This window comes from Paraburkholderia sp. GV068 (assembly GCF_003058125.1).
Classification (GTDB): domain Bacteria; phylum Pseudomonadota; class Gammaproteobacteria; order Burkholderiales; family Burkholderiaceae; genus Paraburkholderia; species Paraburkholderia graminis.
The window spans coordinates 64,567-91,477 of record NZ_QBUB01000011.1 but is presented as its reverse complement, the minus strand read 5'-3'; the positions used below and the strand labels follow the sequence as shown (position 1 = coordinate 91,477).

Sequence of the window (26,911 nt, the reverse complement as noted above, 5' to 3'; positions counted from 1 at the left end):
TCGGAGAATGGCGGGTTGCCGCCAACGGGAGTCGACATGATTCCTCCTGTGCCGCGGAACGGCTCAATCAGCGGATTGTCGTCTTCCTGCGAAGGACTTATATCCGCCGATGCGAACCCTCCATCGCACACGCGAAGCGGGATCGCGCTCAGCGATCCAACGCGGTCAGCGTCCTGGACGTCGCGTCCTCGGCGAACTCATCAATCCCACGCTTGCAAGGTCTGGAACGTCGCGCCCGCGACCGCACTCAGCGATCAACGCTTGCAGCACCTTCACCACCGTGCTCTCGCTCACCCTCGCCGATCCAACGCCTCCAGCACCTCAAACGGCACACCCTCCGTCACAATCTCCCGATCGCCCACAGCGCCGGTCCTTGTCGTCAGTTGCAGCACGGCGTTGGGGCCGAAGCTGCGCGCGCTCGCATTGCGCTCCTTCACTTTCAGCTCGATGGCCATCCACGAAGCGGGGTCGTCCAGGATCGTCGCGTTAGCCGCGGCGATGCGCGTCTGAAGCCGAGCGTCGCCGCCCGCCTGCGCGAGCGCCGCGTGATTCGCGTCGAGCCGCAATGCGGCCTGCCGCCGCAATCGATAGCGCTGCACATATGTCAAATTCGGCCGCTGGTTCTTGCGCACGCTCGCCAGATGCTCGTCGATGCGCTCCGCCGCCTGCGCGTCCGGCGAAGGTTCGTAACGCACATGACTCGCATGCCCCCTCTTGCCGAGCGCCTCGTTGCGCTCGCGGCGCGCGAGAGCCTCGGCGGCAAAGAGCGCGACGAGCTCGCCGCGCGCGTCATCGACGGCGCGCGTGTAGGTCCGCGCGTCCAGATACTCGATGTCGAGAATCGAGCCGCGATGATTGAGCCGGCCATCCTCGCGCACGAGCAGCAGCTTCGCGGAACGGTTGCGCTCGCGCAGGGTCATCGTCGCGGCGGGCGCGTCGATAGAAAAGAGGCCCACCGTGTGCCGGCCCTCGCCATCGAGCGGATGAGAAAAGCCCGGCGCGATGCCGCCACGCAACTGCCAATGGCTGCCGATGCCGACACGATGCTCTTCGACCTGCACGCGGCCGCTGCGCTCGACCACTTCCGCGCTCTGACGCGAGCGCTGCCAGCCGCCGCCCGCCGACGGCCCGGTTCGCACCGACAACGGACGCGTGCGTTCGCCGCTTCCCGGATCGACGACGGTGTCGCGGCCGAAGCTCGCGACCCTGGCCGTCGCGTTCGCGTCGAGCGTGACGCCGCGCCGGCGGTTGAGCGTGTGAGCATCGGTCCAACTGGTGGACACGTCCGCGTCGTCCCAGTAGCGCGACGCGAGGCGGTTCCAGACGCCTTCGGGCCCGTCGTCGTGCGCGCTGGCCGATTCGTCGAACAGATGCTCGACGATGCCGGCCAGCTTCGCGCGCAGCGACGCGTCGTCGTAGCCGCTGCCGTCGGGCAGCAACCGCCGCGCGACGCGCAGCGTCACGCCGCGCGGCTCGCTGAGTTCGCGCGCATGCAGCGTGGCGTTCGCGACGAGTCCCGCGCGCAGCGCCGTCAACGCGGTGCTCACGTCATAGCCGACCAGCAGCCCCGCGCCGACGTGCCGCATGCTCGACTTCGCTGTGCCGATGAAGAGCGCCGCGCCATGCGTCGAGCGGCTGATGTCGATCACCGCCTCGCGGGTGCGCGACGCGCGCAGATCGAGGCGCGGCGAAATCGGCATGCCGTGTCCGCGCAGAACGGTTTCCACGGTGATGTTCAGGCCGCGCGTGCTGATGCCTTGCCGCCCGCCGTCGGTGAGGCGCAGACGCTGCCCGGATTGCAGATTCGCGGCCACGTCGACCAGCGTCTCGCGCACATCGTCGACATTGTTCGCGGCGCGCATGTCCGGCGCAAGCTGCGTGGCCGCGCGCAACTCGTTCACGGTGTGCCAGAACGGCGCGTCGTCGGGCAGGCCCGCCACCTTGCCCCACACCGCAAGGCGTTCAACGGTGAACGGGCGCTTCGCGATCAAGCGGAACGGCCGCGTTTTCGCGAACTGCTGCGGCGGCATTGTGAGCCAGGTGGCGGTGGTTCGGCGGAGGCTGGCGCGGAGGCGGCGCGGCACCGGGGCGTGGGCTGCTGAAGCCGATGTGGATGAATTCGCGCCAGCCTGCACCGGCTGCGTCGCTTCCTCGCACATCGCGTGAGCGCGCTGCGCGATCGCGCGCAGCGTGTCGTCATCGAGACGGCCGGGCGGAAAGCCGCCGCGCTCCAGCCAGACGCTTAGCGCCGCGAGTTCCGCGAGCGACGCCTCGGGCCGTGCATGAGCGAGCGCCGCTCGCGGATCCATCGCCGGGCTTTCTAGCAACTGCGGCAGCGCCGCCTGCAAGTGCTTGCGGACCTTCGCCTCTTCGGCGGCGATGGTTTGGCGCGGCACGCCCTGAGTGCCGAGACGCAGCGCGGAAAGTGGTGAACCGTGCCGACCGCGGAACATGCGCGGCAGCAACGTCTTCCAACGTTTTTCGCCGACGCGCGGAATCGTGTTTTCTGTGAAGCGCGCGAGGCGCTGCTTCGTTTGCGACAACTCGCTGTGGCGCGCGTCGTCACGGAACGACTGACGCCACGCGAACAGCGCGCCTCGCTGATCGGCGGTCAATGCGTCGCGCCCGTGGGTCAGCAGGGTCGATGCGGCATCGAATGCGCGTGCGGCCAGCGTCGTGGCGCCAGCACTATTCGTTGTGGGCGCAGCCGCGGCTCGCGGATTTTCGCCGATCGTGCTTATGCGGGCCGCGAGTGCGCCGGGCGCGGGATCGTCGGTTGCGGTCGAATCGTCTGCGTGGATCGGCTTGAGTGCATTAGCGCTCGTCAACAACGCTTCGACGCCGAAGCAATGGAGGTCGTCGTCGTAGGGATTGAGCGTCGCGCTGCGCAGCGCGGTGAGTATCGCGCGGCCCTCGCTGGAGCGCGCGAGCACGTGCGCCGCGCGCCATGCGTCGCGCTCGGCGTCGCTCGCCGAACGCCGCAGATGCGGTGCCGCGAAGTCGAGCATGCCGATGCGCTCGATCATCAGATGCGCGGATCGGCAATCGGCCGCGCCCGCTTGGGCGAGCGCGTCGGCTAACAGTGCGCCCCGCAGCGCCGCTTGCATGTCGTTGAGATCGGTGGCGTGGTCGGCGGTATTGTTCGCGATGTCGTTCGCAAGCTCGTTGGCGATTTCGTTGGCGATTTCGTTGTTGTTGTTGGTGTTGTTAGCGGCGCGGTTCGCAATGTCGTTGGCGGTCTCGCTGGTGGTCGCATTGGCGGTGTGGTTTGCGATACCGCTGACGGTTTCATTGGCCGTCCCGTAAGCGGAGAGCGAGGCAGCACCGACCCGCTCCTCAGCCGAGCAAAGTCGATGCAAACGATCAGCAAGGGTCGCTGCATCGACTGGCTGCTCGAAGCCGTCGTTAAATAGCCGCTGCACATACCCAACGAGCCCGGCGCGCGTCGTGATGACATCGAGCGGAATCTGCCGCGATGACGTCGCTGCCTGATCCGCTTCATCTATGTCATGCGCGACGGCGCCACCCTCGCGCGTACCCAAAGCACCACCAGCACCCGCGGCCAGCAGTCCCATATCCGCCAACGGATCGGTCCCGCGCCGCGCATGTCTCGCCGTGGTGATCGGCGGAAAGCGGCGCTCCCCAGGCGCGTGATCCTCGGGCCCCGATGCGCTGCCCTGCGTGCTGTGCTGAAACAGCGCGGTGCTCAATTCGACGCGGCGCGCGCCGACGACCCGCGCGGGCCGCGCAAGCGCCCCGCGCAACCACTCAGGCATGCGCCGCCGCGTCGGCGTCGGCGGGAGCGCCGCCGCGACCTCCGCTTGCGCCGCGGCAGGCGCGTTTTCGATCAGGCTGTCAGCGGACGAAACATCGAGCGGGCGATAGCGGAACATGTCGACGCGGCAGAAGGAGACCGCGTTGCACTATGTCCTCCCAATGTGACAGCCGGTTGCTGCCGCGCCGCGCGATGCGAAGCGCGGCATCGAATTACGAAGCGACGATGTGCGATTCTTCCGCAGCCGCGTGCGGGTTCGCTGCATCGTGGACGTCGCCCGCGTCGAGATGTGCGTCCAGCGCCGCGTATTCATTGAGCCAGCGTGTCGCAGGCGTATCGTCGGGCGCTTGCAGCGGACGCGTCATCGCATACAGATAACTGTCGCCGGCCAGTAGACCGCGATTGGGCCGGCACTCGTAATTCGTCAGCTTCGCTTCGAGCGTGAAGCCGAGCTTCTCCATGCTGCTGTGCGCGTCGCCATCCACGGCGCAATACGCGTAAATGCGCAGAATCGGCGGCTGCGCGAGCATCCATGCGAGCAACTTGCGCAGCGCATGCAGGCCCGCGCGCCGGCGACGCGCACCGCCGCGCCGGCTGATCATCACGCCGACTTCGACGCGCGGCGGATGCGGCCGCAATTCGATCATGCCGGTGAGCCGGCCGCTCGCGCGGTCTTCGAGAACCCAGCGGATCAGTGTGCCGTCGCGCCAGCCTTGCACGGAATCGTCGATGAATGCGAGTGTCTCGTCGAGTTGCGTGTGACGCTTGAAACTGAGGTCGCGCGTCGTCGCGGCATCGCCGAGCATTGCTTCGAAAAGCGCTTCGGCATCGCGCGGCTCGGGCGGCCGCATCAGCAGGTCGGCGGATTCGATCAGCGCGGGAAAGCGGAATGGCGATGGCGACATCGGAGATCTCCAGGCGCGGCGTTTGATCCCATTGTCGATGAAGAGATGCATGACACATCGCGGATGCCGCGAAGGCGGAGGCGCAAATGCGAAGGGGAAGGCCCACGCGTTCGCATCGCCTGCCGGCATTTCGCGCGGCCCGATACGTCGCGTGCGAGCCAACGCTAAGGTGCCGTCATGGCGGCACATGCCGGTTTGCCGCGCCGAACCTGGGAGAGTCCAACGTGAGCAGCAAAGCCATTGCCGCATTGCCGGCGGCGAGCGTCGGCGGCATAGAAGGTGCAGGTCATCAAGCGTCGTCAGAGAAAGCCGCCGGGCGCGCGGCGCTCGTGCCGACGAGTGTCAAGCTCGCAGGCGAACTGGCGCAACTGCGCGACATCGCATCGCCGCCGCAAGGCCCGGTCAAGTTCAGCCTGTCGCGCAAGGGCGGCGACAATCTGCCGGTGCTGCGCAGACCAAGTGTCGTGGTGATCGCGCCAGGCGCGGCACGCGTCGGCGACGATAGCCAGTCGTCGTGGACGCGCACGCTGCCGGTTCGGCCCGTGCAAACGCGATTCTCCGACGCGCCTCCTATCGGGCAAGCCGCATTCGACGCGGCCGCCGCGAGGGACATGTTCGCCAACATCGCGTTGCTCGTTGAATTCACGAAGCGTGTCGGCGAGGTGATTCACGGCGCGACGTGAGCCGGCTGTCATGCAGCGCTTGACCGGCCGCTGTACGCGGTCGCGTCTTCGCTTGCGTGTGCGTCATCAAGTTGGCGGCTGCGTCACAGGAACAGGTTCGACACCGTCGCGCAGCAACTCGCGTCGTTTCAAGCACGCAGCCACGTAAATTCCCCCGCCACGATCCCTTCGAACATCTCATCCGTCGATTCGATGATGTTCTTGCGCCAATAGCGGCCATGCTCGGCGTAGTGCGCGAGCAGATCGGCGAGCGCGGCGCCGTCGACGTCGTAAGTCATCGGCACGCGAAGCACGAGCACGATGCCGCCTGTATCCGTATCGAGCCCGAGTTGCGCCTGGTCTTGCGCGTAGATGAGCAGGTTCGCTTCCAGCATCAGCCGGAACACGACCAGCGTACGGCCGGCCGTCACCGTGCCGTAATGAAAATTGGCGTAGAGCGCGTCGAGATCGTTTTCGAAGTGTTCGAGCCGCACGTCGAAGCCTTCCACCTCGATCGAGCGCGTGCGCAACACATGCTCGGCATCCGCGAGGCCGACCGTCGCGCACAGATCGCGCACCAATGATGCGTAGCGCTCCGAACTATCGTTGGTGTCCAAATCAAAGGCCCGCGCAACTCAATAAAATCCCGCCGATGACGCAAAGAGCCGGCACGCGGCGAACCGCGCGCCGGCCGGCAAACTGGCGACAAGCTTGCACCGCATTCCGCAGCGCGGTTTGCGGTGCGCCTGGCGCTTAATGCCCGGTGCCGCCCTGGATCGTCTGACCCGCGGTTTTCATGGTGTTGGCAACCGCGCCCGCCAGCGACATCTGCAGCGTGGCCTGCGCCGCGCCGATAGCAGCGGTGCTGCCTTGCGCGGCCATGCCGGTGATCGCACCCATTGCCGGACCGATAGACATAAGACCTCCTCGTGCTCAAGTTAAGAAGAAATGCTGCCCTGTGCGGCAGGCAACCACAGCCGCCGCACAGGGGCGAGCCTCGTGCGCGGCGCTCAGGTTGCGCCGCGTTTATCCGCAAGCTGCCCGACGATGCGGCTCGCGGCGAGCAGACCGCGATAGAGCTTCGCGAGATCGTTGCGGTCGAGTTCGGTTGCGCCGTGCGCCTCGCCGACGTTTTTCGCGGTCGCCTCGAGCGCCTCGCGTATTGCGGCAAGACGCGGTCCGCCGGCCGGATCGGCGAGCGTCTTCTGCAGATCGTTGAAGTCGGCGGCGCACGCTTCGAGCGGCGCGTAGATGTTCGATGTTTGCGTCATGGGAACCTCACTTCGGTAGCGGCAGATAAGCGGTTTTGTTTGCCGCGGTCTTGTTCGCCGCGCGCGGGGCGGGCGAGGGCGGCGTCGCGGGAATATCCTCGACGGGCTGCATCACGCCGCGTGCAGCGCCGCTCGCGATTATCGCGGGACCGTTGTTGGCGGATGTTTCGTCGCTACTCGCATTCTTCTGCGCATAGCTCGCATCATTTCCTGCGTCATTTCCCGCAGCGGCCGCCGACGAAGCCGGCTCTTCCGGCAACGTATAAATGTGTTTGACGCCGTCGGGTGTCTGGCCGTAGCGCACATCGTCGGAGGACATCAGGAAAGAGAACGAAGGCGCCGACGGCAACGCATCGTCCGCTTGCGCGACGCGCACACGCACGTCCTTGACGTTGTCGCTCAGATCGTGGCGCATGCGCGCGACGGCCGATTCGACGTCGCGCGGATTGGCCGCCTTGCCGCTGATCTCGAAGTTTCCGCGTCCTGTGTAGACGACTTTGAGTCCCTGCATCGCGAGCGAATCGGCGATGTTGCGCACGTCGTTCTGCGCGATGTCGTAGTGCCTCACGATGCCGTTCGGCGAGATCCGCATCAGCATCTTGCGCACTTGCGTGTCTTCGTCGGGCGTCGCGACCATGCCGCTCACCATCACCGTCGCGCCTCGCACTTGCGCGTGCAGTTCCTTCATGTGCGCGGCGGCGAGTTCGAGATTCACGCGCTGCGCGAGGTCGCCCGCGTCGCGCGGCAATGCGGCACGGCTGACCGCCGTCGTCAGCATCACCGAGCCGATCACGAGCACCGCGCCGAGCATCGCGCACGCCGAGACGATGCCCGTCATTCTGCGGCGGCGCGAGCGCTCCGCCGCGCGCCGGGTTTCGTCCGGCTTGACGAGCAGCGTGGACAGCAGGTCGAGATCGCTCGGCCAGGCCGCGTCGTCCGAGCCGATGCACACGACGGTATCGCCGAACTGCATCGGCACGAACTCGAGCAGGATGACGGTGCCCGGCTCGTCTTCGTCTTGCGATGTGGGGAGGACTCCCTGAGTGCCGTCGTTGCTTTCGTTGTTGTTACTGTTTGACTCATCGCTTTGAGCCGCGGAATCTCCCGCCATGACCGCCATCATCCGACGCGCGCTCACCACGCCGCTCGCATCGACGATGAGCAGCACATCGTCGCCATGCCAGTCGGAGATGCGGATGTCGGCGTCGTCATCCGCGCCGATCCGATGAGCGCCGGTGCCGAGACGCAATTCCGCGCCGGCATGCACGCCAGTCAGGATACGCAGCAGCTTCGTCATGGAAAGCCCGTTCAAGGATGATGCGGCGCGCAGCGGCACGCCTTCGACACTCACTCTAGCCGCCGCCGATGACGTTCCAGCACACAATGCGAAGCGGATACATGGAAAGCGAAACTGCGCGCGAGGGCGGGAGAATGCGAGGCATTAGCGGCATTAGCGGCATTAGCGGCATTAGCGGCACTAACGGCACTAACGGCGCGCGGCGGCCGCAAGCGCCGCGCCGCGCTGCACGATGCGCACGTTCAATGCGCGCTCGCGCATTGGCGGTGTCGACGGCTTGCCGTACATAAGCAGCAACAGCGGCAACAGCAGATTAAGCCGTCCTGTGCGGCCGATTTGTTCCGCCGATGCTTCGCCTCCTGCGCCTGCGCCCGCGCGATCTGAACCAGCGCCTCGCGATGCCGACGCGTCGATCAGCCGCTGCCGCCATGCGCCCATGTCCGCGTCGCCGGGCGCACCGGTTTGCAACTGCACGCGAAGCAGATCGATGAAGCGCTCATGCAGCAGCGCATCGAGCGATGCCTGCGGACGCGCGGCGGCTTCATCGCGCGATGCGAGCAGCGCGTCGCACCAGAGGCGCGGCAGCGTCTCTGAAAGATCGGCGCGACCCGCTTGCACCTCGACGAACTTCTGCAACGGCCCGCGCTCAGGTGCCGCGATCGCCGCCTGGCCGCTGCTGCGCATGCGAACCTGCGTGCGCGGCGCGCCATTCTCGCGATTCTCGCCGTCAGCGCCGTCGCGGCCGTCATGCGATTGCCCGCCGTTGCCGCGGCCACCGCCGCCGTCGCGCGTTATACGACCTGAGTCGGCGGCATCCGGCGCATGCTCGCTCGCATCGTTACCCGTCACGACGATGGGCCGTCGCATGCCCGTGCGACGCGCGGCATTGCGCCTGCGCGCGTTGAGCGCCGCGAGCTTGCGCGCGAGCTGCGAACCGCGCATCGCCGCTTGCTGCGTGCGCGCATAGCTGAACGTAATCGTGCCGCGATACAACACCGCGAAGCGCGCGACCGTTGTTTGCTGCGAGCGTTCGCGAGCCGCATCCGCGTGTGCCGTCAGCGACGCCGCGTTGAACGGTGTGCCGACGCGCGTCATTGCGGCACCGCCGTATGCATGATCTCGTTCGCGAAGTGCAGCAGCGCCGCCGCCGAAAACGGCGCGGCGATCACGATCGCGACCGTCACCGCAATCAGCTTCACGCCGTGCGAAAGCGTCTGATCCTGCATCGACGTGATCGCCTGCAGGAACGACACGCCGAGTCCCACCAGCGCGGCGACGATCACGATAGGCAGCGAGATATACATGCAGAGCAGCATGCCCTGAGTGGTGAAGCGAACGAGCGTGTCGATGTCCATGAGTCGAGGTTCCCGGTCTTTGCGTGCTAACGATACGTCATCACAAGGCCGTGAATCAGCGTCGACCAGCCGTCCATCACGACGAACAGAAGCAGCTTGAACGGAATCGCGACGTTGGTCGGCGTGACCTGATTCAAGCCCATCGCGAGCAGCACATTGGCGATGATCAGATCGATGACGATAAACGCGATGTAGAGCAGAAAGCCGATCTTGAACGCGTCGGTGAGTTCGGTCAGCGTGAAGGCGGGCGCGAGTACGATGAGGTCGTTTTCATGCAGGCTCGACGCGGCGTCTTTCGGCCACACGACATTCGCCGAGCGGATGAAGAAGCGCTTTTCGCGCTCGTTCGTGTGCTTCTGCAAGAACGTGCGGAACGGTTCACGCGCGGCGCTGAAGACCTGGATCAGCGCCTGAGTGGGCTGGCCGGCGATCGTTTGGCCCTGCATCGATTGCATCGCCTGCATGCCGACCGGCGCCATCACGTACAGCGACACGAGAATCGCCACGCCGTTGAGCACCATGTTGGGCGGCACCTGCTGCACGCCGAGCGCATTGCGCAACAGGCCGAGCACCACCACGATCTTCGCGTAAGAGGTGACGACCATCGCGACGAAAGGGACGAGGCTGATCGCGACGATGACGATCAGCAGTCCGGTGATGTCACTGAACTGGACCATCGCCGTGCGCCATGCGCAAAATGCGGATGCCCAGATGATCGCCCACGGTCACGAGCTCGCCATAGCCGATGGTCTGGCCATGCGTGACCAGCTTGAGCTGCGCGTCGGCAACGGGCGTCGGCAGTTCGAGCACATAGCCGGGGCGCAGCGCATACAGTTGCGAGAGCGGCAGCGCGACGGTGTCGACTTCGAACTGGACGGGCAGATCGAGTTCGCCGATGTCGATCGGATTCGAATGTTGATCCGGTGCGAGCAAATCGTCCGGGCGAACGGGGTCCAGCTCATCGGTCATGATGGGCTCCTTCGTGAGTGAAAGCCTGCGGCCTTCAATGTTGACTTGCGCGTGAACGCGCATCAGGCCGGGCGAGCCCCAGGCCACGGTGGCGGTCGCCATCGCCGTCGCGGGCTCGGCGAGCGGGGTGGCGTGGGTCGTGGCGTGAGTCGCGGCGTGGGCGTCGGCTGCGTGAGCGGCGCAGGTTTCTTCGATGCGTTCTACGCCGCTGGCCGGCAGCAGCGCGCGCAGATTGCCCGGCAGCGAACGCAGCAGCACATCGCCGGCTTCGAGCGCGCGCAACGTGTCGACGGGCAGACGGCGTGAGCCGAGTATCAGGCGTCCGGGCACTTTATAGCCGTCGAACGGCGCGCTGTTTTGTGTCTGCGATGGAGCGTGCGTGCGGAAGGTGTCGGCGGTAAGGTGGACTTTGCGGGTGGCGTGCAATGCTTCGAGCGCGTCCACCACGGACGCAGCAAGCAGCACGCGCGCGCGATGCCGTGTGCCGTCGAGCGAGAAGGTCGCGTCGAATGTTGTGCAATCGTGTGCAGAAGTTTCAGGCGGCGTGCCGCGCGCTAGCTGCGTGACATGCATATCGCCGAGGCCGAGCGCAGCGAGCCGCTTCAGCAGCGGTTCGAGCAGCACACCGGCGACGGCGATGCGCAACGCGCGAGCCGTATCGCCGGGCACCGGCGCGCGAGAGAGCGTGCCGTCGGGCAGCGCGGCGATGTCGAGGGCAGGATACGCGGCGAGATCGAACAGCACGCGAACCGCGCCGGCCGCATGCGCGAGATCGAGCACGCCGGGCTGTTCGAGGGGCGCGTGACTGCGCCCGGCAGCGGGTTCGAGCGTCGCTTGCCAATCGACGATAGCGGCATCGCGCGCGAGCCATTGCGCAGTGCCGGCATCGCAGACGAGCCGCGCGACGCGCGCGGCAAGCGGCGGCACGGCGCGAAGCGGCAGTCTTGCGATGGCCGCCGTTTGGGGAACCCTCGCCGCCGCACGTTCCGCGGCAGCGTCCACCCCTGGCATTTCGGCGATCGAATAACCCATGCGGCGTCGGTTCAGGAATGCGGCCAGCGTCGGCCAGGATAAACGACGGGCGGCGCGCTCACCACACCGTCAGTTCGATGTCGCGCGGCGTGCCCCACGCGTTCAGCAGCGAAGCGAGCTCGCGTTCGAGCATCGCACTGTGGTCGAAGAGTAACTGCCGCGTTTCGATGCCCCGCGTGTCGAACCGAAGCGACAACCAGAAACGCGAAAGAGACAGATAGAGCGTCGTGTCCGGCAGAATGCGCTCGTCGAGCGGAATGCGCACTTCCCAGTTGCCCGCGTCGCCGATGGCCGGGTCCGCGCAGAAGGCCGCGACCTCTCGCGCGAGCGAGCGCGCCAGTTCGAGGAAATGGCCTTGCGTGCGAAAGAGGGCGTCGACGGCGGGCATCGTCGCTGGCGGCAAGCGCTGTAGCAACGCTTCGTGCGCGGCGATAGCGCGTTCCGATGCATGCGCGCTTTCATCGGCGGCATGGGCTTCGGTCTCGGCTTCTGTTTCGGCGCTTGAATCGCGGGCGTGATCGTCGCCGAAGCGGTTCGCGTGCGCGTCGTCTTCTGCCGCGCCGTTTGCTGCGCACTCGCACTCGGCTTGCGACGCGCCTGCGGCTTCGTCGAATGAAGCCGGGGTGCGTTGCGAGCGCGTGCGACGCACCAGCGCCGCGTAATCGAAACGCCGCGCGCGTGCGGCGTCGGCGGCGGGACGCGAATCGGCGTCGGACGGAATGATGCGCAACGGCCGCGGTTCGATGATCGTCATGAGCGTGAACGTGAAGGCGATCGGCGCGGCTAGATCGTCACGCGGCCGAGCGGCTGCAGTTCGACATGCTCGCCGAGTTCCTGATACGAATACACCGCGAGCCAGCCGAGCCGCGCCTCGATCATGCGGCGCACGTAGCGGCGTATATCCATCGACGTGACGAGTGCGACGCCGTCACGCGGCGTATCGCCTACAAACGATTGAATGCGGTCGATCAGAAAACCGACTTCATCGGGCGGCAGAGCGAGGAAGTTGCCCGTCGGCGTCTGCTTGATCGCCTGGCGGATATGCTGCTCGACCGGCAGATCGAACAGTACCGCGGGCAATTGCCGTCCCGCGCCCGCCGCGCGATGCGCGAGAAAGCGCGCGAGGTCGCCGCGCACGTATTCGGTGAGCATCAGCATGTCCTTTTCTTTTGCGCCCCACACGACGAGGCTCTCCAGAATATTGCGCACGTTGCGGATCGGAATCTGCTCTTCCAGCAGCCGGCGAAGTACATCGGCGATACGCTGCGGCGGCAGCACTTTCTGCACTTCGGCGACGAGTCCCGGATACTCGGCGTTCTGCTGATCGAGTATCCATTGCACTTCCTGAATGCCGAGAAAGAGCGACGCATGTTTGCGCAGCATCGCGACCGATGCATGCGCGATCACCTGTTCGGCGCGCCACGCCGGTTGCTTCGGCGGCAGGCTCTTTTCGTCGATCCACCACGTGGGCCCAGGCCCGCCGTCGAGTCCGCGGCGTTTTTCACTACGAGCGGCGAGTGCTTCCGCGTCGGCGGAAATTGGTTCGCGTGTGCCCGTGAGCCTCGGGTCCGGCAGCATCACCTTGCCGGGCGGCAATTCGATCGCGCAATACGGCACGTCGTGCATCAGCAGTTCGCAGCTCGACGCGGGCAACTCGTCGCTGGTCCACATCGTGATGCCGGGAAACGGCAAGCCGAGATACTCCTGCAGACGTGCGCGTTCGGTTTCGAACGAGCGGTCGAGCGCGGCCGTCGACAGGCGCGCGACGAGGTCGGGCGAGATGCGCACGCCGAGCGGGCAGGTGAACTGCGGCGCACGCGTGAGAATCGCGGGCGTCTCGGCTTTGGAGCCGGCGCGCTGCATCGCGTTGACGGCCTCGCCCGCATGCGTGGTCGCGGCGGGCTTGCGCTTGCCGAGCCGATAGCCGCAGAACGCGAGGATCGCCGCGAGCAGCAGGAACAGCGATGTCGGAAAGCCGGGCACGGCGGCAAAGCCGAGCAGCAGCAGGCTCGCGAAGTAGAGCGCGCGGGCGCTTGCCGACAACTGCCGGCCGATCTCGTCGCCGAGCGACAGAGGCCGCGCGTCGCGTTCGTCGGAGACACGTGTGATCATGACGCCCGCGGCCACCGAAAGCAGCAGCGACGGAATCTGCGAGACCATCGCGTCGCCGACCGACAGAATCGAAAAGCGGTTCGCCGCTTCGCCCGCCGTCATCTCGTGATACGCGACGCCCACCGCGATCCCCGCAATGATGTTGATGAGCGTGATGATGAGCCCGGCCACCGCATCGCCCTTGACGAACTTCATCGCGCCGTCCATGCCGCCGTGCAACTGGCTTTCGACGGCCAGCGTCGCGCGCTTGCGGCGCGCCTCTTCGGGCGTGAGAAGGTTCGCGCGCAGATCGGCGTCGATGCTCATCTGTTTGCCGGGCAACGCGTCGAGCGTGAAGCGCGCGCCGACTTCGGCCACGCGTTCGGAGCCTTTCGCGATCACGATGAACTGCACGGTCGTGATGATCACGAAGACGACCATGCCGACCACAAGGTTGCCGCCCACCACGAGTTCGCCGAAACTTTCGATGATGTTGCCCGCGTCCGCGTGCAGCAGAATCGACTTGGTCGACGCAATGTTCAGCGAAAGCCGGTACAGCGTCGTGAAAAGCAGCAGCGACGGAAACACCGAAAGCGACACCACGTTGGGCACATACATGGTCACCATCAGCAAGGTCACGCTGATCGTGATGTTGATCGCGAGCAGGATGTCGATCAGAAACGGCGGCAGCGGCAGGATCATCAGCGAGATGATCGCGACCACCAGCAACGCGATGCCGATCTCACCGACGGCGGGTAGCTTAAGTGTCTTGAACATCGCGGCTCTTGAGGTTGTCGTGGCTGTCGTGGTTGTCGTGGCTGCGCCCGCCGTGCGGGCTCTCGATTTGCCGCGCGCCGATCGCGTCGACCCAGCGGAGAATCGCGGCGACGGTCTCGAACAGCTCTTCGGGAATCGGCTCGTCGATGCCGACCCTGTAGAGCGCGCGCGCGACCGGCGGGTTGCCGATGATCGGCACATTCGCGTCGCGCGCGAAGCGCCGCAACTGCGCCGCGCTTTCGTCCATGCCGCGCGCGATCACGAGCGGCAACGGATGCTCGGCCGGCGCATAGCGGATCGCGACCGCATAGTGCGTCGGGTTCACAATCAGCGCATTCGCGAAGCCGACGCGCTGCGCGGGCGCTGCCGACGTCGCGAATTCGCGCGCGAGCTTCTTGCGTTCCGCCTTGATTTTCGGGTCGCCGTCCATCTGTTTGCGTTCGCGTTTGACTTCGTCCTTCGACATCTTCAGCTTGCGCAGAAACAGCACGCGTTGCAGCTTGACGTCGATCACGCCGATCACGATGAACACGGCCACCGCGACGGCGAAGAGCTTGATCAGCAGCGACCAGAAGAGCTTCGACAATTCCGGCAGCGGCTGATACAGCGAACCGACGATCAACGGCAAAATCCATTTGATCGTGAACCACATCACCACGCCGATAATCGCGGCCTTGACGATCATCTTCACGAGGTCGATCACCGTGCGCCACGAAAAAATCCGCTTCACGCCGTCGACGGGGCTCACGTGCTTCAGATCGGGCACGACTGGTTTGGTCGCGATCTGAAAGCCCACTTGCGGCATCAGCGCGGCCACTGCCGCGAGCGCCGCGGCGCCCACGCACGGCACGATCACGATTAGCGCCTGTTTACCGAGGTCGAACAGCTTGCCGTACATGAGCGGCTGATCGTGGTTGCCCGACGCGAACTCGAGCGCGGTCGTCACGATCGAACGCAGCGCCCCGCCGAAGCTCGCCGCCGCGAACGCGAGTACGCCGACGACGGCGGCCATCGTCGCGGCGTCGACCAGGTCGGCGCTCTTCGACGTCTCGCCGTCCTTGCGTGTGTCGCGCAGGCGTTTGTCGGTAGGCTGCTCGGTTTTTTCTTCGCTCATGACATTCCGCTCGGGTCATCGCATGCGCTGGGTGCCGCTGTATGCCGTCGTGTATGCCGCTGTGTTTGATATGCGGTCACGAGGCTCCTTGCCCTGGTAGCCCGACGGTAGCGGGCCGCTCGCCACGCGGCGCTGCGGATGCGAAGCCCGCGTCCGGCAAACGAAGCGACGCAGTTCGGGCTCGCGGCGCTGCATGACACGGCACGCCGCTCGCCCACTTCGCGTGGATCACGCTCGCTTCGTATCGCGCATTTGCGGCGCAAAGCGCAGCGGTATCCTGGTGCATCGCTGCGCGCCGCATGCCGATGCTGACTCGGCCTTGCGCGGCAGCGCTTCGTCGACAAGTCCATCAGCAGGAGTTCTCGCCATGAGTACCGCCACGCCGGATTACCTCAACTGCAGTCAGGCCATTGTGGGCGGTCTGATCGACACGCTGTCCTGCGCGCTGCTCAACAATTTTCCGACGCTCGAAGCCGATCCGTACGACATCGAATTGACGCTCGACGCGCTGCGTCTGTTGCGCCCGCGAATGGCCGAGCTCGACACGATGGAAGCCGTGCTCTACATGCAGCGCGGCCATTGGGACGATGCGATTCGCGTGTTCTCGCGCGTGATCGAAGGCGCGCCGCATTTCTCGTATGCGAAGGCGTTGCTCGCGTTCTGCCTGTCCGTGAAGGGCGATGCCGGCTGGCGTCAATGGGCGAGCGCCGCGCTCGCGCAGAACCCGGACCGCGACACGCGCCAGCTCGTGCGCGCGCTCGAAGCTCGCGACGATCTGCGCGAGGCGATTCGCGTCTATCGCAACGGCGGCACCTTCGAAGTGCCGCTGTCGATCACCGCGCTCAACGACGACCTGCCGCAAGAGCCGCCCGCCATGAGCCCGCCGCCGCCCACTGCCGCGCATAACGAGGCGATCGCGCAGCAAGGCTATTTGCGCATCTGATTATCTGTTCGCGGCGGTCGGCATGATGCTACGTCATCCGAAACATTCAACGGCACGAGGCTGAGCATGACACTTCCTGTGACGAACCAGCAGATCGCGGCCGCGTTGCAAGCGGCAGCGCCGGCATCGCACGCGGCCGGTGGCGACGCATCGCTGCAACAAGCCGGCGACCGCTTCAAATCGCTGATGCAGAACCCGCGCATGGCGCCGCCCAATCACGGCGACGACATGAGCACCAATGTGATCGCGAAGATGGCGGCGTCGCAGGACGCGGAGATCCAGAAGTCGGTGAACGACGTCGTCGCGTTGTCGAGCCAGGCGAACAGCATGTCGGTCCAGGAGATGACCGCAGCCGCGATGAAAGCGACGCTCGAACTCGCCAGCACGCAACTCGACATGGAGGCCAAGATGGGCGTGGTCAACTCGTCGAAGTCGTCGGTTGAAACGCTGATGAAGAATCAATAGCCCATGTTGCAGACGATGCGAGACGCCACGCAAGTAAGACACAACCCGGTCCGCGCGATGCGCGCGGCCGCGCTCGGGCTTGCGCTTGCCGGCTGTATGCTGCTCGCGGGTTGCCAGAAGGAGTTGTATCGCAATCTGACCGAACAGGATGCGAACGAGATGGTCGTGGCGCTGCTGGAGCAGGGCGTCGATGCGTCCAAGAGCACCATCGACAATGGCAAGACCTGGACGCTCGAAGTCGACGACAAGCAACTGGTCCACGCAATGCAGGTGCTGCGCGAGCGCGGCCTGCCGCATAGCCGTTACGACGATCTCGGCAGCCTCTTCAAGAAGGACGGCCTCGTGTCGACGCCGACCGAGGAACGCGTGCGCTTTATCTACGGCTTGTCGCAGGAATTGTCGGCGACGCTTTCGAAGATCGACGGCGTGATCGTCGCGCGCGTGCAGATCGTGCTGCCGAACAACGATCCGCTTGCGCAGCAGATGAAGCCGTCGTCGGCGTCAGTGTTCATCAAGTACCGGCCCGATTCCGACGCGAACGCACTCGTGCCGCAGATCAAGACGCTGGTGATGCATAGCGTCGAAGGTCTGACTTACGACGCGGTGAGCGTGACGGCCGTGGCCGCCGATCCCATCGATCTGCCGAAGCCCGCGCCCGCGCAAGTCTCGCCGCTGCCGACGCTGATCGGTGCGGCGCTGGTGTTTCTCGTCGGCGCCGCGAGTCTCTTTCTGTGGTTGCGGCGCGGGATGCCGGCGAAGGGCGCGGCGGGTCCGCTATATCCGCGTGTTTATGCGCGAATCAGCGCGCTCGTCGGCAAATGGCGGCGTGCGAAACCTTCTTCTGCGGCGTGATGATGGCGGCGGTGTCTTCGGGTGGGTTAGCCGCGTCGGAGGCGGCGGGGTCTTCGCCTGCGCTTTCGGCTCAGGCATCGGCGGGTTCTTCGGTTGGGTTGGCGGGGACGGGATCAGCGAGTTCTTCCTCTGCGCTTTCGACGCCCGCATCCACCGCGTTTTTAGCAGCACGCTCCGCGCCATCCCCCGCAGCGTTCCCATTTTCGCGCGCCGCTGCAGCGCTCGCCGCGTGGCAGCGCAATGCAAATGACGCCGCGCGCTGGGCGCATCCGTCATGGTGGGCGCCCGCGCTCGATGCGTCGCCGGCCACGGTATCCGCCTCATTCGACGCACTGCGCGACGCGCTGGCGAACACAGACACCGGTGCCGTTGCCGCCTGTTCGCGGGCGCTGTTGCGTGCGGCCGGCGTGCCGCTGCCGGACTTCGACAGCTTGCGCGCGCCCAGTCCGCTCGTGCTCGATGCGTTGCCCGTCGACGACGCGTTGCGCGTGCTGCGCATGCGCGCGCTGCTGTTGCGTCGGGCGGAGGTGCGCAGGTTGATCGACAAGCCGAGCCGCCGCCGCCTCGCGGAATGGATCGGCGTGCCGCTCGAACGGTTGGGTGCTGCGCCGAGGCATGGCGGCGGCGCTGGCGGCGCGTCGGCTAATGTGCCGGATGTAGCGCGCCTCGTCACGCGTGGACATCTGCCTTCGCTCGAAGAACTCGACGCGGAAAGGCTGGCGTACGAAGGCTATGCGCTGATCGCACGTGACGTGGCGCTGTCCGCCAGCGATGCGCAGGAGGCGGCGCTGTTCGCGTGGCCATGCCCCTGTCCGCTCCTACGCCTCGCCTTGCCCCGCGACTTACCCGCGCCGTGGCCCGCCGCGACCGCGCGCGAACTCGACACAGGCGGCACCGCGCTCCTGTTCGCGCAACTTCCCGAACTGCTTCCGGAGTGGGCATGGCTATTTGGCTGAGATCGGACCGTCTACTGCCGGCCGCGGTCAGCATCGACGGCGACGCACACGGCCGTGGCCATGTCGGCGCGCATGCGGACGTGGTGCCGCGCGCCGCGTTCGGCGCGCTGATCGAAATCGACGCCGCGTACGCGCAACTCGCCGCCGACCGCGAAGCAACCCTCGCCGCCGCACGCGACGAAGCCGCGGCGATCGTCGCCGCCGCGCACGCCGAAGCCCAAACGATTCTCGCGGCCGCGCGCGACGAGTACGAGCACGCCGCCACCCGCGGTTACCGCGACGGCGAACAGCGCGCGCTCGCGGACTGGGTCGAGCGCCTCGCGGATGCAGGCGCCGGCCAACGCCGCGCGCAACTGAAAATGCGCGAGCGGATCGCGAGCATCGTGACCGTGGCCGTCGAGCAGATCGTGCAGGTCCAGCAGGCCGATCAACTGTTCGAGCGGGCGCTGTCGGCAGTCGACCGCATCGTCGAAGGCGCGACGTGGCTGCGCGTCGCCGTGAGCCCCGTCGACTACGACAAGGCCTGCGTCGCGTTCGAACGGCTGTCCGCGCGCTGGCGCGATCTCGGCAGGCCGTTTCCGCTATCCGTGGTCGCCGACAAGCGGCTCGCGCCAGGCAGTTGCCTGTGCGAGTCCGATTTCGGCGCGATCGACGCGAGCCTCGCGACGCAAATGCGCGCGATGCGGCTCGCCGTCTCGCGGGCGCTCAAGCAGTCCGCGAGCGAACTCGGCGCGGTCGCCGAATCGCTCGCGCCGTATGCGCACGAGCACGAGCACGAGCACGAGCACGCCGCCGCCGAACTCGCCCATGCAGACGGTGACTGGAACGGCGGGCACGACGAGGGCTCGCGATGACCCCGCCGCGCGCAGCCAATGCGCCCGCCATCCACGAAGCCGACGACCCGGACGACGCATTGCTTGCGCTTTTCGATGCCGAGCGCCTCGCCGATGCGATCGAACACGAGATCCTGTCGACAGCGAGCATCGCGCGAACCGGCAAGGTGCTGGAAGTCATCGGCACGCTCGTCAAGGTGGCCGGACTCGACGTGACGCTCGGCGAACTGTGCGAGCTGCGCTCGGCGAACGGCGAATTACTTCAGCATGCCGAAGTAATCGGCTTCACGCGCGATGTCGCATTGCTGTCGCCGTTCTCGCGGCTCGCCGATATCTCGCGCTCGACGCGCGTCGTCGGGCTCGGCCGTTCGCTGACGGTGCCGGTCGGCGACGCGTTGCTGGGCCGCGTGATCGACAGCCTCGGCGAGCCGATCGACGGACTCGGGCCGCTCGATACCATCGAAGAGCGCCCGGTCTTCGCGAATCCGCCTTCGCCGATGAGCCGGCGCATGATCGACACGCCGCTTGCGACGGGCGTGCGCGTCGTCGACGGCATGATGACGCTCGCCGAAGGTCAGCGCATGGGCATCTTCGCGCCGGCGGGCGTTGGCAAGAGCACGCTGCTCGGCATGTTCGCGCGCGGCGCGCAATGCGACGTGACCGTGATCGCGCTGATCGGCGAGCGCGGCCGCGAAGTGCGCGAGTTCGTCGAGCTGATTCTCGGACCCGAGGGCATGGCGCGCTCCATCGTCGTGTGCGCGACCTCGGACCGTTCGTCGATCGAGCGCGCGAAGGCGGCTTATGTCGCGACCGCGATTGCCGAGCACTTTCGCGACCGCGGCCAACGCGTGCTGCTGATGATGGATTCGCTGACGCGCTTTGCCCGCGCGCAGCGCGAGATCGGCCTCGCCGCCGGCGAGCCGCCCGCGCGGCGCGGCTTTCCGCCCTCGATCTTCGCCGAGTTGCCGCGCCTGCTCGAGCGCGCGGGCATGGGCGAGCACGGCTCGATCACGGCGCTCTACACGGTGCTCGCCGAGGACGAGTCGGGCAACGATCCGATTGCCGAGGAAGTGCGCGGGATCGTCGACGGACACATGATCCTGTCGCGCGAAATCGCCGCCAAAAACCAGTATCCGGCCATCGACGTGCTCGCGAGCCTGTCGCGCGTGATGCCGCAAGTGATGACGCCCGACTATGTGCGCGCGGCAGGCCGGCTGCGCGAGTTGCTGGCGAAGCATCGCGAGGTCGAGATGCTGCTGCAGATCGGCGAATATCAACCGGGCGGCAATCCGCTTGCCGACGAGGCGATTCGCAAGATCGACGCGATCCGCGCGTTCTTCAATCAGGCGACGCATGAACTGGCCGCGCCGCAGGACACCGAGGCGCGGCTTTTCCAACTGGCGAACGGTTGACACGATGAGCACGACGCACAGTCCCGAGACGACACGACGGCGGGTGGCCGCGCTTCAATTGACGATAGGCCGTCGCGAGCGGCTCGAGCGCCGTCTGCAAGTGGCCCTGATCGCCGCGCGCGCTGCGCATGCCGAAGCGCTCGCGCAACGCGACGCGCAACTCGCGCGCACGGAGGCCGCGCGCGAGCAATTGCGCGGCTTTCACGCCCGCATCGCGCAGATGATGACGGGCGGTGGCGCCGTTCGTCTCGCCGAACTCAACGCGACGATGCGCTACGCCGATGTCGTCGCCGTGCGTGTTCAGCAGATGGAAGGCGAACTGGCAGCGATTGACACCACGTTGCGCGGCAAGGCCGACGAACTCGCCGCGGCTACGCGCGCGTTGGCGGTGAATCGCAGCTGCATCGATCTGTGCGGCGAGCGCATCGCGCACTTGCATGTCGAGCTGGACCGTCAAGCCACCGACGCCGAGGACGACGAAGCGGAGGAAACCGCGCTAGCGCGTTTGCGTCCGCCGACCGGTATCCACGGCACGGCCGTTTGAAAACGCCGAGCAATGAGCAAACCACACGGTTCCAAATTTGATTAGCCATCCATAATGTACGACACCATCACCACACTGCCGCAATTCGGCGCCACACTGATTCGCTCGCTGACCGTACTCGGCGTGTGCTCGGTGCGCCTCTTTGTGATGCTCTACCTGTTCCCTCCGACGGCGGACGGCATCCTGCAAGGCGTGGTGCGCAATGGCGTCGTGCTGCTGTTCAGCTCGTTCATCGCGTATGGTCAGCCGGTTTCGCTCTATACGTCGCTGACCGGAACGGCGCTTGTCGTGATCGGCTTGCGCGAGGCGGCCATTGGCCTGCTGCTGGGCTTTGCGGCATCGACGGTATTCTGGGTCGCGGAAGGCGCGGGCATCTACGTCGACGATCTGGCCGGCTACAACAATGTGCAGATCACCAATCCATTGCGCGAAGAGCAGTCCACGCCGACGGGCACCTTGCTCGCGCAAGTGGCGAGCGTCGCGTTCTGGACCTTCGGCGGCATGACGTTCCTGCTCGGCGCGCTGTACGAGTCGTATCACTGGTGGCCGTTGACCGCCGCGACGCCGGTGCCCGCGAACGTGCTCGAAAGCTTCGTGCTGCAGCAAACCGACTCGCTGATGCAGACCACCGCCAAGCTCGCCGCGCCGATGATGCTGATGCTGCTGCTGGTCGATTTCGCGTTCGGCTTCGCGGCGAAGTCGGCGCAAAAACTCGAGCTGATGACGCTCAGTCAGCCGGTGAAGGGCGCGCTCACGGTGATGATGCTTGCGCTCTTCGTCGGGATTTTTGTCGACCAGGTCCGCGATCAGCTCGTGCTCTCGGGACTCGGCGAACAGTTGCGCGCCATCGCGGGGCCGCTGCGCAAATAAGCGGGCAATGAGCGGGCAAATAAGCGCGCACGCCGCGCCGCCAATTCTCAACACTCCTCAAATGCGCATGAACCGTCAGATTTGTTGAGGATGTGCTTCACACGCTTCGATACATTGGGCATCGCCGGCTCACGTTGCACGTTGCATGACGCACGGCCAACCCATCGACCATCGTGGACATCGTGGAACCCATGAACATCAAACGGCTCATGCTTGCTGCCCGGCTGGCAGCGTCTCTTGTCTTCGCGTTGCCCGCCTTGCTCGCGGCGCCCGCCGAAGCCGCCGCGATCCGCTGGCGCAGTTCCGTGGTCCACGTCAGCGCCGAAGGGCAGGACGTGAAAGACGTGCTGCGCGATTTCACCGCCGGACAAGGTGTGCCCGCAACCATTTCCGGCGACGTCCACGGCAGCGTGAGCGGCCGCTTCGACATGCCGCCGCAGCGCTTTCTCGACACGCTCGCGTCGAGCTTCGGCTTCGTGTGGTTCTACGACGGCAGCGTGCTGTCGATCAGCGATGTGAACACCGTCACGCGGCGGGTCATCAAGCTCGATCATGCGAGCGCCGCCGACTTGCGCGCGGCGCTCACGCAACTGCGCATCGAGAATTCGCGCTTTCCGATCACTTACGACGAGAGCCAGAGCACCGCGCTCGTGAGCGGCCCGCAAGCGTATGTACAACTCGTGTCGGAAGTCGCGCGCCGGCTCGACGACAACGCGGCGCAGCGCTCGGGCTCGATGATTCGCGTGTTCCAGTTGCATCATGCGTGGGCCGCGGATCACAACGTCGAGATCGACGGCAAGACGGTGACCGTGTCGGGCGTCGCGAACGTGCTGTCGTCGATGTACCATCCGCGCGACAAGCGCGGGCGCAACGGCGCGGACAGCTACGAGCAGGCCGCCAATCGCGCGGCGCGCGAACCGACGATGCGCCGCCTGCAACCGATGCGCGACGTGACCGGCAGCACCGACGGCGGCGGCTACGAAAGCGGCGTGAATCCGCCGCTGCCTGCCGGCATTGCGGCGAACGGCGGCGTCGCGCCGGGCATCGGCGGATTGCTGAACGGCATGGCCGCGGGCGGTGGCCCTGGCATGCAGTCGGTGGGTTCGTCCGATAGCGGCGACGGCGGCAGCGGCGACACGTCGGTGAGCGGCAGCCAGACGCTGCCCGTGATCGAAGCCGATCCGCGCACGAACTCGGTGCTGATCCGGGACGTGCCACAACGCCTGTCGCAGTATCAAAGCCTGATCGACAAGCTCGACGTGCGGCCGCGTCTGATCGAAATCGAGGCGCATATCATCGAGATCGACGACAACGCGCTCAAGCAGATCGGCGTCGACTGGCGCGCGCATAACAGTCACATCGACATTCAGACCGGCAACGGCACGACGCAGCAAAACGGCTACAACGGCAACATCGATCCGATCTTCGGCACGCAGACGCTGTCGGACGGCACGACCGTCATCAACACGACGCCGCTCGGCGGATCGCTCACGGCGGTGCTCGGCAACGCGGGCCGCTATCTGCTCGCGCGCGTGAACGCGCTGCAGCAAAGCAATCTCGCGAAGATCGATGCGAGCCCGAAGGTCGCGACGCTCAACAACGTCGAGGCCGTGATGGACCAGAAGACGCGCTTCTTCGTGCGCGTGTCGGGCTACACGTCGGCGGATCTGTATAGCGTGTCGACCGGCGTGTCGCTGCGCGTGTTGCCGCTCGTCGTGGAAGAAAACGGCAGGACGGACATCAAGCTGAACGTTCATATCGAGGACGGCGCGATTACCTCGCAGCAGGTCGACAACATTCCTGTGATTACGACCAGCACGATCAACACGGAGTCGTTCGTCGGGCAGGGCGAGAGTCTTTTGATTGCCGGCTATCGCGTTGATACGTCGACGAACGGCGAAACCGGCGTACCGGGTCTTTCGAAGATTCCGCTGATCGGCGGGCTGTTCCGTTATCGCGACGACCAGCGCAGTCACATGGAGCGCTTGTTTCTGCTGTCGCCGCGCATCATCGAGTTTTGAGCGCGACGCTTGGGGCTTAGCCGTTGCCGCGCGTGCGCGCGGCGAGGGCGGCTGCGCTCAGCAACGCGTACGGCGCTTTCGGCGCGCTGCTCGCGGACGCGGCGAACGCTGCTTGCGAGTCGCCCCACGCGGGCGCATTGCGGGCCACCGCGCTATCGGCGGGATGCACTTCCGCGCGAGGCGGCGCGGCCGGCGCAGCGACGGGCTGCATCGGTGCGAGGCAGGTCATGGCCGCGGCTGTGCGGGCATCGTCGTGCAGTGTCTCCAATGCAACGCCGTGGCTATCCACGCAATCCACGCTATCCATGCTGTCCGCGCTTTCAACGCTCTCTTCAAGCGCCGCGTCCGACGTATCAGTCATCTCGATGCGGTAGCCGTGCGCATACAAGGTCCGCAGATGCACGCCCCACGGGCCGTTCAGTTCCAGCTTCTTGCGCAGCTTGTAGATGTGCTGTTCGAGCGTGCGTCCAATGATGTCCTCGGAGCGGCTCCATACAGCGCCCGCGATCTGGCGGCGGCTCACATATTCGCCGCGGCGCGAGAACAGCAGCCACGCAATCGCGAATTCGCGCGGCGTGAGGCGCACCGCGTGGCCGTCGACGTGAACCGTGCAGTTGCGGCGATCGAGCCGGTATGCGCCGCATTCCAGCGTGTCGCTCGAATCGGCGCTCTGTAGTTGCACGCGCAACAATGCGAGGTGCACACGCAGCATCACCTCGCGCGCATCGACGGGCGACAGCACGACGTCGTCCGCGCCCGCATCGAACAGCCGCGCGATGGCTTCGCGGTCGTGGCCCGCGCCGATCACGATCAGCGGCGCGCGGCGGTCGGCATAGCAGGCGCGCCGCGCGAGCACCGGGCGCAGCGGATTGAGACCGGTGTCGGCGTCGATCAGGATCGCGCTGTATTCGTCGCGATAGATTGCGCGCGCGAAGGCGACGTCATCGGCGAACCGATGGCAGACTGCGCCGTCGGCTTCGAAACAACGGCAGATCAACCCGAACAGTGTTGCGCTTCTGGTCATCACTGCAAGTTTCATTTTTCCTCCGTGCGATACCGCTCGCCCGCGAGACTCACGGGCGAAAGGCGAACGTCATTCGTGGAACGGGTAGGCGGATGCGTTTGCGGTTTCGGCCGATTACGCAATTCGAATGACTCGACAGTAGAGGGAGCGGTCCATCAAGGATGTAACGTTTTGTTTCCTCACCGCGATTCAATCGCCTGATTGAAAAGCGGATCACGAAATTGCCATTTTTCGACTACCTGTTTCTCGTAGTTCACTCGGCGCAATAGACGTTTTTTGCCGCTTGCCGAAAAAATAATGACGGAGCAGGGCGCGTTAAACCTTACAGACGCGAAGCTGTGCGAAGCGCGGAAATCGCTTTTGCGACAGCCGTTTACGCGCGATCCTTACATTGATGTAATGTTAGTGTAAGGTTAGGGCGCGGTTTAGACGCCGGCCAATATTTAACCGCTGCGGTATTGGGGGCAAGCGACACGCGCGTCCATCGCTTGCAATCCGTAATACGCATTTATTTCCGCACGAGCGCCTGCTTAATTGCGCGTCTGCCGTTATTTACCGCTATGAGAATTGTTGAGCGTGTTTAATTACGGATTGCCTAATATGGGCTCGCCGCAGGTGAATCGTGGCTCGATCCAACTGGAGACTCGCCGTGCCGTATCTGCTCAACGCCTGGTATGTCGCCGCGCTGTCCAGCGAGGTCACGGCGGATGCGCCGCTGGCGCGCACGCTGCTCGACGAGCCCGTCGTGCTGTATCGCGTCGCGGGCGGACATGCGGTTGCGCTCGCGGATCGCTGCCCGCATCGCTTCGCGCCTTTGTCGCGCGGACGCGTGGTCGACGGTGCGCTCGAATGTCCGTATCACGGACTGCGTTTTGGCGCGGAAGGCCGCTGCGTGTTCAATCCGCACGGCGATGGCCGCGTGCCCGCACGCGCCGAAGCGCGCCACTATCCGGTGCGCGAACGATACGGCGCGATCTGGTTCTGGCCGGGCGATCCGCAACGCGCATCTAATACGCCGCTTCCCGCATTCGATTATCTCGATCCGCAAGAGAACTTCACGAGCGAGCGCTATCTGCACACGCACGCGAACTATCAGTTGAGCGCGGACAATCTGCTCGACCTGAGCCACTTTCAGTACCTGCATCCGGAAACGCTCGGCAGCGAGCAGATGGCGAGCGGCGCGGTACGTGCGACGGTCGCGGGCAACACGGTGTCGGTGCGTCGCGAGATGAAGGGCGAATATCTGCGGCCGATGCTCACGCAGAGTTTCAATCTGCTCTATGGCGAGCGCGCCGACCGCGAACTCGACGTGCAATGGATACCGCCAGGGCTGCTCACGATCGTCGTGCGCATTTGCGAAAGCGGCTTGCCGGAGACGACGCGCGAAGCGGTTTCAGCGCACTGGCTCACCCCCGAAACCGCCGCGAGTTCGCATTATTTTTTCGCGTTCGGTTTGCCGCGCGCGATCGGCGAGCATGGCGCGGAGCTGGTGAGCCGCACGGCGCAAAGCCTGCTCGCGCCGTTTCGCGATGAGGACATTCCGATGCTCGAAGCGCAGCAACGCATGATCGGCGAACGCGATTTCTGGTCGCTGCGCCCGGCGATGCTGCCGATCGACGCGGGCGCGGTGCACGCGCGCCGCATCATGGAACGGCTGATCGCGGACGAAGCGCGGCAAGGCGTATCGACGGCGGGGGAGGTGTTGTAGTTGGGGGCTGCGGCCAGCAGCCAAAGCCATCGACA

The 26,911-nt window shown here is 65.8% G+C and carries 25 protein-coding genes; 11 read left to right on the top strand and 14 right to left on the bottom strand.

Features of this window, described 5'->3' with window-relative positions; all coding sequences use genetic code 11:
• Positions 1-290: 290 nt before the first annotated feature.
• Both C8K18_RS21875 and C8K18_RS21870 read right to left on the bottom strand, forming a co-directional pair.
• Positions 291-3,893, bottom strand: coding sequence for an autotransporter (locus tag C8K18_RS21875; protein WP_107709772.1), 3,603 nt, complete (start codon positions 3,891-3,893; stop codon positions 291-293).
• Positions 3,894-3,987: 94 nt separating this feature from the next.
• Positions 3,988-4,680, bottom strand: a complete 693-nt coding sequence (locus C8K18_RS21870; protein ID WP_107709770.1) for a GNAT family N-acetyltransferase — start codon at positions 4,678-4,680, stop codon at positions 3,988-3,990.
• A 224-nt stretch (positions 4,681-4,904) separates the two neighbouring features.
• Here C8K18_RS21870 and C8K18_RS21865 point away from each other — a divergent pair, with 224 nt between their 5' ends.
• Positions 4,905-5,363: a hypothetical protein gene (locus C8K18_RS21865; protein ID WP_244231076.1), complete on the top strand. Its 459-nt coding sequence runs from the start codon at positions 4,905-4,907 to the stop codon at positions 5,361-5,363.
• Between the two features lie 128 nt (positions 5,364-5,491).
• Here C8K18_RS21865 and C8K18_RS21860 read toward each other — a convergent pair whose 3' ends face one another.
• The 11 genes from C8K18_RS21860 to sctU form a co-directional block, all read right to left on the bottom strand.
• Positions 5,492-5,959: a CesT family type III secretion system chaperone gene (locus C8K18_RS21860; RefSeq protein WP_029970641.1), complete on the bottom strand. Its 468-nt coding sequence runs from the start codon at positions 5,957-5,959 to the stop codon at positions 5,492-5,494.
• 136 nt (positions 5,960-6,095) lie between these two features.
• Positions 6,096-6,260, bottom strand: a complete 165-nt coding sequence (locus tag C8K18_RS33360; RefSeq protein ID WP_006047110.1) for a hypothetical protein — start codon at positions 6,258-6,260, stop codon at positions 6,096-6,098.
• 92 nt (positions 6,261-6,352) lie between these two features.
• The gene (locus tag C8K18_RS21855) at positions 6,353-6,613 is read right to left on the bottom strand and encodes a hypothetical protein (protein WP_006047111.1); all 261 of its coding nucleotides are present in this window, start codon (positions 6,611-6,613) and stop codon (positions 6,353-6,355) included.
• A gap of 7 nt (positions 6,614-6,620) precedes the next feature.
• Positions 6,621-7,910: a secretion protein gene (locus tag C8K18_RS21850; protein ID WP_107709911.1), complete on the bottom strand. Its 1,290-nt coding sequence runs from the start codon at positions 7,908-7,910 to the stop codon at positions 6,621-6,623.
• 189 nt (positions 7,911-8,099) lie between these two features.
• Entirely contained in the window at positions 8,100-9,005 is a 906-nt protein-coding gene (locus C8K18_RS21845; protein WP_107709766.1) for a hypothetical protein, read from the bottom strand.
• Complete coding sequence (gene sctS, locus C8K18_RS21840) at positions 9,002-9,265, bottom strand: type III secretion system export apparatus subunit SctS (RefSeq protein ID WP_006047114.1); 264 nt, start codon at positions 9,263-9,265, stop codon at positions 9,002-9,004. Before sctS ends, C8K18_RS21845 begins: the two co-directional genes overlap by 4 nt.
• 26 nt (positions 9,266-9,291) lie before the next feature.
• Entirely contained in the window at positions 9,292-9,942 is a 651-nt protein-coding gene (gene sctR / locus C8K18_RS21835; protein WP_053860688.1) for a type III secretion system export apparatus subunit SctR, read from the bottom strand.
• Positions 9,926-11,266 carry a type III secretion system cytoplasmic ring protein SctQ gene (gene sctQ, locus C8K18_RS21830; protein ID WP_107709764.1) on the bottom strand — a complete coding sequence of 447 codons (1,341 nt, stop codon included), beginning with the start codon at positions 11,264-11,266 and terminating at the stop codon, positions 9,926-9,928. Before sctQ ends, sctR begins: the two co-directional genes overlap by 17 nt.
• 58 nt (positions 11,267-11,324) lie before the next feature.
• Positions 11,325-12,020: a type III secretion system protein SctP gene (sctP, locus tag C8K18_RS21825; RefSeq protein ID WP_107709762.1), complete on the bottom strand. Its 696-nt coding sequence runs from the start codon at positions 12,018-12,020 to the stop codon at positions 11,325-11,327.
• Positions 12,021-12,049: 29 nt separating this feature from the next.
• Positions 12,050-14,134, bottom strand: coding sequence for a type III secretion system export apparatus subunit SctV (sctV, locus tag C8K18_RS21820; protein WP_053860685.1), 2,085 nt, complete (start codon positions 14,132-14,134; stop codon positions 12,050-12,052).
• Positions 14,118-15,248, bottom strand: coding sequence for a type III secretion system export apparatus subunit SctU (gene sctU / locus C8K18_RS21815; RefSeq protein ID WP_107709760.1), 1,131 nt, complete (start codon positions 15,246-15,248; stop codon positions 14,118-14,120). Before sctU ends, sctV begins: the two co-directional genes overlap by 17 nt.
• Before the next feature lie 367 nt (positions 15,249-15,615).
• Here sctU and C8K18_RS21810 point away from each other — a divergent pair, with 367 nt between their 5' ends.
• The 9 genes from C8K18_RS21810 to sctC all read left to right on the top strand — a co-directional run bounded on the left by C8K18_RS21810 (position 15,616) and on the right by sctC (position 24,144).
• A complete protein-coding gene (locus C8K18_RS21810) occupies positions 15,616-16,191 on the top strand; it encodes an HrpB1 family type III secretion system apparatus protein (RefSeq protein WP_006047121.1) in 576 nt (191 codons plus the stop codon).
• A 66-nt stretch (positions 16,192-16,257) separates the two neighbouring features.
• Positions 16,258-16,656, top strand: coding sequence for a type III secretion protein HrpB2 (locus C8K18_RS21805; protein ID WP_107709758.1), 399 nt, complete (start codon positions 16,258-16,260; stop codon positions 16,654-16,656).
• A 3-nt stretch (positions 16,657-16,659) separates the two neighbouring features.
• On the top strand, positions 16,660-17,508 hold the full coding sequence (gene sctJ, locus C8K18_RS21800; RefSeq protein WP_107709756.1) for a type III secretion system inner membrane ring lipoprotein SctJ: 849 nt from the start codon (positions 16,660-16,662) through the stop codon (positions 17,506-17,508).
• The gene (locus C8K18_RS21795; protein WP_258196178.1) at positions 17,475-18,464 is read left to right on the top strand and encodes a type III secretion protein HrpB4; all 990 of its coding nucleotides are present in this window, start codon (positions 17,475-17,477) and stop codon (positions 18,462-18,464) included. The genes sctJ and C8K18_RS21795 overlap by 34 nt, the downstream gene beginning before the upstream one ends.
• Positions 18,449-19,318, top strand: a complete 870-nt coding sequence (gene sctL / locus C8K18_RS21790) for a type III secretion system stator protein SctL (protein WP_107709754.1) — start codon at positions 18,449-18,451, stop codon at positions 19,316-19,318. The genes C8K18_RS21795 and sctL overlap by 16 nt, the downstream gene beginning before the upstream one ends.
• Positions 19,315-20,709: a type III secretion system ATPase SctN gene (gene sctN, locus C8K18_RS21785; RefSeq protein ID WP_258196177.1), complete on the top strand. Its 1,395-nt coding sequence runs from the start codon at positions 19,315-19,317 to the stop codon at positions 20,707-20,709. The genes sctL and sctN overlap by 4 nt, the downstream gene beginning before the upstream one ends.
• Positions 20,710-20,713: 4 nt before the next feature.
• On the top strand, positions 20,714-21,253 hold the full coding sequence (locus C8K18_RS21780) for a type III secretion protein (RefSeq protein ID WP_107709752.1): 540 nt from the start codon (positions 20,714-20,716) through the stop codon (positions 21,251-21,253).
• Positions 21,254-21,307: 54 nt separating this feature from the next.
• Positions 21,308-22,123, top strand: coding sequence for a type III secretion system export apparatus subunit SctT (gene sctT, locus C8K18_RS21775; RefSeq protein ID WP_053860679.1), 816 nt, complete (start codon positions 21,308-21,310; stop codon positions 22,121-22,123).
• 191 nt (positions 22,124-22,314) lie between these two features.
• On the top strand, positions 22,315-24,144 hold the full coding sequence (gene sctC / locus C8K18_RS21770) for a type III secretion system outer membrane ring subunit SctC (RefSeq protein WP_107709750.1): 1,830 nt from the start codon (positions 22,315-22,317) through the stop codon (positions 24,142-24,144).
• Positions 24,145-24,160: 16 nt separating this feature from the next.
• Here sctC and C8K18_RS21765 read toward each other — a convergent pair whose 3' ends face one another.
• Entirely contained in the window at positions 24,161-25,183 is a 1,023-nt protein-coding gene (locus C8K18_RS21765) for a response regulator transcription factor (protein ID WP_107709749.1), read from the bottom strand.
• 607 nt (positions 25,184-25,790) lie between these two features.
• Between C8K18_RS21765 and C8K18_RS21760 the strand changes: the two genes are divergently transcribed.
• Positions 25,791-26,876 (top strand): aromatic ring-hydroxylating dioxygenase subunit alpha, encoded by a 1,086-nt coding sequence (locus tag C8K18_RS21760; protein ID WP_258196176.1) that lies wholly within the window; start codon positions 25,791-25,793, stop codon positions 26,874-26,876.
• Positions 26,877-26,911 lie beyond the last annotated feature (35 nt).

Coding starts and splice junctions, on each gene's coding strand:
- C8K18_RS21875 (WP_107709772.1), bottom strand. CDS start 3,893: ATGTTCCGCTATCGCCCGCTCGATGTTTCGTCCGCTGACAGCCTGATC.
- C8K18_RS21870 (WP_107709770.1), bottom strand. CDS start 4,680: ATGTCGCCATCGCCATTCCGCTTTCCCGCGCTGATCGAATCCGCCGAC.
- C8K18_RS33360 (WP_006047110.1), bottom strand. CDS start 6,260: ATGTCTATCGGTCCGGCAATGGGTGCGATCACCGGCATGGCCGCGCAA.
- C8K18_RS21855 (WP_006047111.1), bottom strand. CDS start 6,613: ATGACGCAAACATCGAACATCTACGCGCCGCTCGAAGCGTGCGCCGCC.
- C8K18_RS21850 (WP_107709911.1), bottom strand. CDS start 7,910: ATGACGAAGCTGCTGCGTATCCTGACTGGCGTGCATGCCGGCGCGGAA.
- C8K18_RS21845 (WP_107709766.1), bottom strand. CDS start 9,005: ATGACGCGCGTCGGCACACCGTTCAACGCGGCGTCGCTGACGGCACAC.
- sctS (WP_006047114.1), bottom strand. CDS start 9,265: ATGGACATCGACACGCTCGTTCGCTTCACCACTCAGGGCATGCTGCTC.
- sctR (WP_053860688.1), bottom strand. CDS start 9,942: ATGGTCCAGTTCAGTGACATCACCGGACTGCTGATCGTCATCGTCGCG.
- sctQ (WP_107709764.1), bottom strand. CDS start 11,266: ATGGGTTATTCGATCGCCGAAATGCCAGGGGTGGACGCTGCCGCGGAA.
- sctP (WP_107709762.1), bottom strand. CDS start 12,020: ATGACGATCATCGAACCGCGGCCGTTGCGCATCATTCCGTCCGACGCC.
- sctV (WP_053860685.1), bottom strand. CDS start 14,134: ATGTTCAAGACACTTAAGCTACCCGCCGTCGGTGAGATCGGCATCGCG.
- sctU (WP_107709760.1), bottom strand. CDS start 15,248: ATGAGCGAAGAAAAAACCGAGCAGCCTACCGACAAACGCCTGCGCGAC.
- C8K18_RS21810 (WP_006047121.1), top strand. CDS start 15,616: ATGAGTACCGCCACGCCGGATTACCTCAACTGCAGTCAGGCCATTGTG.
- C8K18_RS21805 (WP_107709758.1), top strand. CDS start 16,258: ATGACACTTCCTGTGACGAACCAGCAGATCGCGGCCGCGTTGCAAGCG.
- sctJ (WP_107709756.1), top strand. CDS start 16,660: ATGTTGCAGACGATGCGAGACGCCACGCAAGTAAGACACAACCCGGTC.
- C8K18_RS21795 (WP_258196178.1), top strand. CDS start 17,475: ATGGCGGCGTGCGAAACCTTCTTCTGCGGCGTGATGATGGCGGCGGTG.
- sctL (WP_107709754.1), top strand. CDS start 18,449: ATGGCTATTTGGCTGAGATCGGACCGTCTACTGCCGGCCGCGGTCAGC.
- sctN (WP_258196177.1), top strand. CDS start 19,315: ATGACCCCGCCGCGCGCAGCCAATGCGCCCGCCATCCACGAAGCCGAC.
- C8K18_RS21780 (WP_107709752.1), top strand. CDS start 20,714: ATGAGCACGACGCACAGTCCCGAGACGACACGACGGCGGGTGGCCGCG.
- sctT (WP_053860679.1), top strand. CDS start 21,308: ATGTACGACACCATCACCACACTGCCGCAATTCGGCGCCACACTGATT.
- sctC (WP_107709750.1), top strand. CDS start 22,315: ATGAACATCAAACGGCTCATGCTTGCTGCCCGGCTGGCAGCGTCTCTT.
- C8K18_RS21765 (WP_107709749.1), bottom strand. CDS start 25,183: ATGAAACTTGCAGTGATGACCAGAAGCGCAACACTGTTCGGGTTGATC.